At 58.1% G+C, this 7,610-nt stretch carries 7 protein-coding genes and 2 tRNA genes; 5 read left to right on the plus strand and 4 right to left on the minus strand.

What is annotated here, in order from left to right; all coding sequences use genetic code 11:
* The coding region (locus tag VL003_RS10670) for an RNA methyltransferase substrate-binding domain-containing protein (protein ID WP_325442282.1) at positions 1 to 406 on the minus strand (406 nt) is incomplete at its 3' end.
* Between the two features lie 133 nt (positions 407 to 539).
* Entirely contained in the window at positions 540 to 3,011 is a 2,472-nt protein-coding gene (gene rnr, locus VL003_RS10675; protein ID WP_325442284.1) for a ribonuclease R, read from the minus strand.
* 213 nt (positions 3,012 to 3,224) lie between these two features.
* On the opposite strand from rnr, the gene VL003_RS10680 reads away from it, so the two are divergent.
* The 4 genes from VL003_RS10680 (at position 3,225) to VL003_RS10695 (ending at position 6,016) form a co-directional block, all read left to right on the plus strand.
* Positions 3,225 to 3,309, plus strand: a tRNA-Leu gene (locus VL003_RS10680).
* Positions 3,310 to 3,437: 128 nt separating this feature from the next.
* Positions 3,438 to 3,626, plus strand: coding sequence for a DUF3008 family protein (locus tag VL003_RS10685; protein WP_325442286.1), 189 nt, complete (start codon positions 3,438 to 3,440; stop codon positions 3,624 to 3,626).
* Positions 3,627 to 3,729: 103 nt separating this feature from the next.
* Positions 3,730 to 5,409, plus strand: a complete 1,680-nt coding sequence (locus tag VL003_RS10690; protein ID WP_325442288.1) for an FMN-binding glutamate synthase family protein — start codon at positions 3,730 to 3,732, stop codon at positions 5,407 to 5,409.
* A 178-nt stretch (positions 5,410 to 5,587) separates the two neighbouring features.
* A complete protein-coding gene (locus tag VL003_RS10695; RefSeq protein WP_325442290.1) occupies positions 5,588 to 6,016 on the plus strand; it encodes a PACE efflux transporter in 429 nt (142 codons plus the stop codon).
* 42 nt (positions 6,017 to 6,058) lie between these two features.
* Here VL003_RS10695 and VL003_RS10700 read toward each other — a convergent pair whose 3' ends face one another.
* A complete protein-coding gene (locus VL003_RS10700; protein WP_325442292.1) occupies positions 6,059 to 7,048 on the minus strand; it encodes an LLM class flavin-dependent oxidoreductase in 990 nt (329 codons plus the stop codon).
* Between the two features lie 67 nt (positions 7,049 to 7,115).
* Here VL003_RS10700 and VL003_RS10705 point away from each other — a divergent pair.
* Positions 7,116 to 7,192 (plus strand) — tRNA-Met (locus VL003_RS10705).
* 74 nt (positions 7,193 to 7,266) lie between these two features.
* On the opposite strand, the gene VL003_RS10710 is transcribed toward VL003_RS10705, so the two are convergent.
* On the minus strand, positions 7,267 to 7,610 hold a 344-nt coding region (locus VL003_RS10710; RefSeq protein ID WP_325442294.1), incomplete at its 5' end, for a tyrosine-type recombinase/integrase.

Below are 7,610 nucleotides of genomic sequence, written 5' to 3' on the forward strand. Positions count from 1 at the left end.
CTGCGCGGTCTCGCGGCGCAATCACCGCATGCACGCCTGCAGCATCGGCGGTGCGCAAACAGGCCCCCAGGTTATGGGGGTCGGTAACCCCATCGAGCAGCAACAGCAAGGGTGTGGCGCCCTTCTCTTCGAGCTCGTCCAGTACTTCGTCGACATCGGTGGCCAGCACATTGCTGTCGGCCAGTGCAACCACACCCTGGTGCCGGGTTCCGCGGGCCAGACCGTCGAGGCGCTCGACCGGCACGGGGTGCACGCGCAGATTAGCGGCTTGTGCCTGATCGACAAGGGTTTGCATGCGCTTATCGCGACGTGATGCTTCGACATAAAGCTGGCGGATGGTGGCCGGCGCGTGGCGCAAACGCGCAGTAACGGCATGAAAGCCGGCCAGAACCTGGTGGGACGACATGGGGATCCTTATGGGAAAGCAAAAAGGTTTGCAGGCAATTTTACTCCCGTGCAAACCTTTGGGGCTGCGCGCTCGGCAATGCCGGACAAAGGCATGCTGCAGTACTGAAGCGGCATGCCTCGCTGGAATAGACCTAACGTCGCTTGCGCGTGGCGGCTTTACCGGACTTGGCGGGCGTTTTTGCGGCCGCCTTGCGGGGTGCTTTTGCAGCGCGCTTCTGGGCTTCACGTCGCTCGCGGGCCGTCGTGCCCTTAAGCGCATCCGGCTTGGTGGAAGCGGCTTTCTTGCCGTGATGTACGATGGGCTCCTGGCTTTCGGTTACCGCTTTTTTAAGGTTTTTGAAGGTCGTGCCCTTGACGAGCCGAAACTCGATGCGGCGGGCTTCGAGATCGACGCGAGCCACCTGCACCTGCACCGCATCGGTCAGCCGATAGCGTATGCCGGTGCGCTCGCCACGCAATTCGTGCAGGCTTTCGTTGTACTGGAAGTAGTCGGATCCCAGTTCGGAAACATGCACAAGCCCTTCCACAAACAGCGTGTCAAGGGTAATGAAAAGCCCAAAAGGGGCCACCCCGGTAACCCTGCCGCTAAAGACCTCGCCAACATGCTCTTTAACGAACCAGCATTTGAGCCAGGCCTCGACATCGCGCGAGGCATCGTCGGCCCGGCGTTCACGCGCCGACAGCAACAGACCCAGCTTTTCCCAGATGGCGTGCTGCCGCTCACCGGGGGTAAGCTCGGCGGCTACATTCACGTCGTCAATATTGGGTACGTAACGCTGTTTGCGCAATACAGACTTGATCACCCGATGCGTCAGCAGATCAGGATAACGCCGAATGGGCGAGGTAAAGTGCGCATAGTGCTCGTAAGCCAGACCAAAGTGGCCTGACTCTTCGGGGCTGTAAATAGCCTGCTGCATTGATCGCAGACACATGGTCTGCAACACCTCGTAGTCGGGCCTGCCGCGCGCCGCCTGCAGCAGCCGCACGTAATCGCGCGTGCTGGGGTCGTCGCCGCCATCCAGCGTCAGCCCAATATTGCGCAGGTACTCGCGCAGGGTCTTCAGCTTTTCAGGGGTGGGGCCTTCGTGCACGCGGTACAGGCCGGTGCGTTTATTGCGCTTGCTGAAGTCGGCCGCGCAGGTGTTAGCCGCCAGCATGCATTCTTCGATCAGGCGATGCGCATCATTGCGCTCGTAGGGCACGATGCGCTCGATGCGCCCAAGCGGATTGCAAAGTATCTTTGTTTCGACCGTTTCGAACTCGATGGCGCCCCGTCGTGCACGCGATTCGAACAGCAGCTGATAAAGCTCGTACAGGTCGAGTACATGCGGCAACACATGCTGCATGTTCTGCGCGGCCGGGCCGCTGGGCTGCTGTATGGCAGCCCAGACGTCGGTATATGTAGTGCGTGCGTGAGAATGAATGACCGCATTGTAAAACTGGTAGGCCGACACCATGCCCGCTTTGGCGCCGTTGGCCGGTATGACCATATCGCAGACCAGCACCAAACGATCCACCCCGGGGTTGAGCGAACAAAGCCCATTAGAAAGGGATTCGGGCAGCATCGGGATGACGCGACGTGGGAAATAAACACTGGTGCCGCGCTGAAACGCGTCGTCATCCAGCGCCGATCCGGGCGTTACGTAATGACTGACGTCGGCAATGGCCACCAGCAATCGCCACGCGGGCCGGCTGCGTTTTTCGGTGCCGATGTCGACCGGCATGCAAAAGACCGCGTCGTCGAAGTCGCGCGCATCTTCGCCATCAATAGTAATAAAGGGAAGGTCGCGCAAATCGACCCGGCCTTTTAGTTCGCCGGGCTTGACTGAATCGGGCAGCTTGCCCGCCTGTGCCAGGGCAGCCTGAGAAAAGTCGACAGGCACGTCGAACTTGCGGACGGCAATTTCGATTTCCATGCCCGGGTCGTCGATCTCGCCCAATACTTCAATAACCCGCCCCAACGGCTGCGTGTGACGCGTGGGCTGCTGCATAATTTGCACGGTAACGACCTGACCGTGCTCTGCACCTGCCGTATCTCCCGAGGGAATCAGTATGTCGTGCTTGATGCGTTGGTCTTCGGGCACCACGATACTAATGCCCGGCTCACGCAAAAAGCGCCCGACCAGTTTGTCGGTTCGACGCTCTACAACCTCGACAATGGTTGCCTCGGGTTTGCCTCGGTACTCGCCGTCGGGTTTGGCCAGAACGCGATCACCATGCAATACCTTGAGCATTTCTCGCGGGGCCAGAAATAGATCCGGCCCGCCATCGTCGCGCAATAAAAAACCAAAACCGTCTCGGTGACCTTGTACCTTACCGGCTATGAAATCAACCTTCGGTGCCGCCAAAATCTGTCCCTGTGCATTGTAAAAAATCTGCCCGTCGCGCTCCATGGCCTTCAGGCGCCGCTCGAAACCCACGGACAGGGGATACCCGGCGCCCATCGCCAGCGCCAATGCCTGCACGTCATAGGCCTGACCTGTTGTACGCAACAGCTCAAGCATGTCTTCACGACTGGGTACGTCGGGGTCGAAATCGGGCGGCAGCGAATGGGCGCTATCGGTGTTCTGACTGTTTTTTTCGTTTTTTGTTCGCGTGACCAAAGAAAATTTCCGTTAATTAAAAAAATAGGTTATACTTTTGTTCTTCGCTTTTGAAGCAAGGCTTTTAGCGGTACCCGCGTTAGCGATACCCGTTAGCGATACCTACGCAGCCCCGACGAGAGCAAAGAAGCAAGTAAGTAGTTATAGAGCAGTTAGCCAAAGTTTAAAGTGCATTCGTGCAACAAGAACAAAACGTTAGCATACTCTTATTAAGCCCAGATGGCGGAATTGGTAGACGCGCATGGTTCAGGTCCATGTGCCGCAAGGTGTGGAGGTTCGAGTCCTCTTCTGGGCACCACCCTATTCCTAAAACACCCCGTAAGCGTTTGTTTACGGGGTGTTTTTTTTGGCTCGTACCCGAGCCGCCGTGGGTACACGGTTTGCTGCGATCCGGAGCGTAAGCTTCTAACCAGCACGGAGACGGACATGCCCGCAAAATCTCAAGCCCAGCAAAAAGCCGCCGGCGCGGCGCTATCGGCCAAACGTGGCGACACCAAGGTTGGCGACCTGAAAGGCGCTTCGAAATCGATGTATAAATCGATGAGCGAGAAGGAGCTGGACGAATTGGCCTCGACCAAACGCAAAGGCAAGCCGGAGCACAAGTCTGACTCTTAAGCGCCGTGTCGCGACAAACGAATGGTGCGCGGCTGCACACATGTTGAAACTGTGTTCTGTTATGGTGGGAAACCAAGAATAATTACCCATAGAGGAACCGACAGTGTCCATAGTTTCGCGCTATACCGCTTTCTATTTTGTCATTGTCGCCGCCCTGACCAGCTTGGCACTGGCCATTGTTGTAGACGCCTGGTGGCTGGTTGGGTTCCTGGGCTTTGCCGCACTGGTTGCCCTTGGCGTGCATGATCTGGTCCAGACCCAGCACACGGTGCGGCGCAATTACCCGGTCATCGGCAACCTGCGTTATTTGCTCGAGTTCATACGCCCCGAAATCCGCCAGTATTTTCTTGAAGAAGATGACGCCGAGTTGCCGTTTTCACGCTCTGACCGCTCGTTGGTGTACCAGCGAGCCAAGCACACCATCGACAAGCGCCCCTTCGGCACTCAAGAAAATGTCTACAACGACGGCTACGAATGGATTAACCACTCGATGAGCCCAACTCGTCCGCAAGACAGCGACTTCCGGATCGTGGTGGGCGGGCCCGACTGCACCCAGCCTTATTCCCTTTCGGTGTTGAATATTTCGGCGATGAGCTTTGGCGCGCTGTCGGCCAACGCGGTCATGGCCATGAACAAGGGCGCCGCCCTGGGCAATTTCGCGCATGATACCGGCGAAGGCGGCATCAGCCGCTACCATGAAATACATGGCGGCGACCTTATCTGGAACATCGGATCGGGCTACTTCGGCTGCCGCGACGAAAGCGGCCGTTTCTCGGAAGAACACTTTGCAGCGCGCGCCACGCTTCCCAGCGTAAAGATGATCGAAATCAAGCTGTCGCAGGGCGCCAAGCCGGGCCATGGCGGTATTTTGCCTGCCGCCAAGGTAACCCCCGAAATCGCCGAGGCACGCGGCATACCGGTGTGGCGCGAATGCGATTCGCCCGCCCGCCACAGCGCTTTTGACACGCCCGTGGAGCTGTTGCAGTTCATCAAGAAATTGCGCGAACTTTCGGGCGGTAAGCCTGTGGGCTTCAAATTGTGCATCGGCCATGCCTGGGAGTGGTTCGCCATTGCCAAGGCCATGCTTTCCACCGGCATCACCCCTGACTTTATTGTGGTCGACGGCGCCGAAGGAGGCACGGGCGCTGCACCCATCGAATTCGTGAACCACGTTGGCACGCCGCTGCAAGAGGGCCTGCGCCTGGTTCACAACACATTGGTGGGCATCGGCCTGCGCGAACGCGTCAAACTGGGTGCCTCGGGCAAGATCATCAGCGCGTTCGATATGGCGCGTGCCCTGGCGCTGGGGGCCGACTGGTGCAACAGCGCACGCGGGTTCATGTTTGCCGTGGGTTGCATTCAGGCCCAGGCCTGCCATACCGACAAATGCCCTACCGGCGTCACTACCCAGGACCCCGGCCGACAGAAGGGGTTGGTAGTGGCTGACAAGGCCCAGCGGGTAGCCAACTATCACGGCAATACCTTGAAGGCGTTAAGCGAACTGCTCGCGGCGGCCGGGGTCGAACACCCAGGCAACTTACGACCCCACCATATTGTGCGGCGTATTTCGGCCAGCCGGGTCAGCGTACTGTCGGCGCTGTTCCCCGACCTTGCAAAAGGCGAACTGCTGCAAGGCAAATATAGCCAGACGATTTTTCGGGTGGCCTGGCCCATGGCGCAGCCCGACTCCTTCGCGCCGCTGTATAGCTTAAGCGCCGCTTTGTCGGGCCTGGGCGGCCCCACCGGGCCAGCCGAAATCGACGATTCAAACCAGATACAATAATCAGTATTTTCCCTAGTTCATTCGGCTAAATGCATGGACTATCGTTAACTTACTGCTAACAGGCAGACAACTGCCTTCAAGGCAGTTCTCCATACACTACGTGAACGTACGTGTCTCTGCCCACTTAGGCAGTAAGGCCCCGCCAAAAGGCGGGGCCTTTCGTTTCAAGGAACAAGCAGTGCAAGGCATCAAACGTAAGGTTGTGTATGTTTCGCTGTACGAGCTAATTGCCATAGCAATTACCAGTGTCGGTCTGGCCAAGCTTGCCGGGCAAGAGCTGGGCCATGCCGGCATAGCCGCTATTGCCTCGTCGGCCATTGCAGTGGTGTGGAACCTAACTTACAACACATTATTCGAATACTGGGAAGCCCGCCAGGCAGTGCGCGGGCGCAGCGTGTTGCGCCGTATGGCCCATGCAGCAGGCTTTGAACTGGGTCTGGTCATGATGCTGGTGCCCCTATTCGCCTGGTGGCTGCAAGTAAGCCTGTGGCAGGCCTTCGTGCTCGACCTGGGCCTGATCGCCTTCTTCTTGTTTTACACCTTCGTGTTCAACCTGGCCTTCGACCGGATCTTCGGCCTGCCGGCCTCGGCGCTGCCGGCCGCCTAAAGATTGCCTTGCGGCCGGCTAGCCGGCTCGTTAGCTCGTCAGTTACAGCGTTTCACGCACTTGGGCGGTAATTTCGTACGAACGCAGCCGTGCCTTATGGTCGAACATATTCGACGTGATCATCAGTTCGTCTGCACCGGTCTTGTCGATAAAGGCCTTTAATTGCTGCGCCACGGTTTCGGCTGCGCCAATAGCTGAGCATGACAAGACGTGATCCAGTAGGTATTGAGCCTGCGGGCCAATATTTTCAATGTAATTGTGCACGGGCGGCGGCAGGCGAATGGGGCGCCCGCTTCGCAGGCTTACGAACGACTGCTGCCACGACGACGCCAGGTAGTGCGCCTCGTCTTCGTCATCGGCCGCAAAGACGTTAAAGCCCAGCATTACATAAGGCTTTTGCAAGTACTGCGAGGGTTGAAACGTGCTGCGGTAAACCTGTATGGCCTGCATCAATTGCTGGGGTGCAAAGTGCGAGGCAAACGCATAAGGCAAGCCCAAGGCCGCCGCCAGCTGCGCGCCAAACAGGCTGGAGCCCAGTATCCACACCGGCACATTCAAACCCATGCCGGGCACTGCCCTGACCGGCTGACGAGGTTCGTCGGAAAAATAGTCGAGTAGTTCGAGCACGTCTTGGGGAAACTCGTCGGCACTGGCCGCCAGATTGCGGCGCAAGGCGCGGGCTGTCGTCTGATCCGAACCCGGCGCCCTGCCCAGCCCCAGATCGATACGACCCGGAAACAGCGACTCTAGCGTACCGAACTGCTCGGCGATGACCAGCGGAGAGTGATTGGGCAGCATGATGCCCCCCGCCCCCACCCGAATGGTCGACGTGCCGGCGGCGACGTGGCCGATCAGCACCGAGGTGGCCGCGCTGGCAATGCCGGGCATGCCGTGATGCTCGGCCATCCAATAGCGGTTGTAGCCCCAACGCTCGCCGTGCTGGGCGATTTCTAGTGTGTGGCGGAACGATTCCGCAGCATTGCTGCCTTCGGTAATCGGCGATAGATCGAGGATGGAAAATGGTGTGCTCATGCAGGTACAGGTGGGGGCGAAAAAGCCAATAACAAGCTGAAAAAATTATGTTATAGTTTCGGTCTTTGGCGCATTAGCTCAGCCGGTTAGAGCGACGGAATCATAATCCGCAGGTCCCCTGTTCGAATCAGGGATGCGCCACCAAGAATTCATAAGAAGTATCAAGCACTTACGCCAGCCTTTAACGAGGTTGGCGTTTTGCTTTTTAGGGCTTTCTGTCAACCAAGTGTCAACGCAGAAATAGGATTCAGCGCTCTTGCAGCCTCCAAGTGGTTCGGCGCAAGGTGGGCATACCTCATGGTCGTCTTCAAATCTTGGTGCCCGAGTATCCGCTGCAAGGTCAGGATGTTGCCGCCGTTAATCATGAAGTGGCTGGCGAACGTGTGGCGCAGCACATGGGTAAGCTGGCCGGCCGGCAGTTCTATCTTGGCCCGCTCGATCGCTTCCTTGAACGCCCCGGTGCAGGAGTCGAACAGCACATTGCCGCGCTTATGCACCTTACGATGGGTATGTATGGCTTTGTCCAGACCATCGGTGATCGGTACGGCGCGATTCCTTCCCG

Source organism: Pusillimonas sp., from assembly GCF_035515275.1.
GTDB lineage: Bacteria > Pseudomonadota > Gammaproteobacteria > Burkholderiales > Burkholderiaceae_B > Pusillimonas.